The 707-nt window shown below is 75.5% G+C and carries 1 pseudogene; it reads left to right on the plus strand.

Annotation, left to right across the window (positions count from 1 at the left end):
• Window positions 1–707 (plus strand): annotated as a pseudogene (locus D588_RS25360) (histidine kinase); the annotation flags it as partial.

Raw genomic sequence — 707 nt, forward strand, 5'->3', positions numbered from 1 at the left:
GTTCCGCCTCGACACCACCAGCGGTGCGCTGAGCGCACCGCATTGGGCCAACGGTGCGCCCAGCGGGCGCTTGCTGTCGGTGCTGGACGACCCGCGCGGGGCGTTGTGGATGGGGGGCAGCAACACGCTGCTGCGCGGCCCGCTGGACGGGGGCGCCCTGCAGCGCTGGACCCGCGCCGCCGGCGAGGCCGATCCGATTCCGGACGGCACGCTGGCCTGGCTGCAACTGGACGCACGCCAGCGGCTGTGGATCGCCGCGCCGGGCTACGGCGTGCAGGTGCGCGATGGCGACGGCCACGTGCTGCAGAACCTCCCCGGCGGCCAGCACGGTCTGGCCGGCACCGACATCGCGGCGTTCGCGATGGCGCCGGACGGCACGCCGTGGGTCGCCGCCGAACAGTTCCAGCACTGGGACGGCGCGGCCGGGCAGTTCCGCACGCCGCCGGAACTTGCCGGCGAGAAGGTGCAGTCGTTCGCCTTCGCCGACGCGCGCACGCTGTGGGTGCATCGGCTGTCCGGGCTGGAACTGTGGCGGCGCACCGGCGCGCACTGGCAGCGCAGCCAGCGCTACGCGGTGGCCGACGGGCTGCCGGCCACCGAGTCCAGCGCGCTGGTCGCCGATTCGCAGGGGCGCGCCTGGCTGGGCATGCGCCGTGGCCTGTTCCGGGTCGATCCGCGGCGCACGCCGGCGGTGCGCGCGTTCGGCA

It is taken from the genome of Xanthomonas sp. SHU 308, from assembly GCF_000364645.1.
GTDB lineage: Bacteria > Pseudomonadota > Gammaproteobacteria > Xanthomonadales > Xanthomonadaceae > Xanthomonas_A > Xanthomonas_A sontii.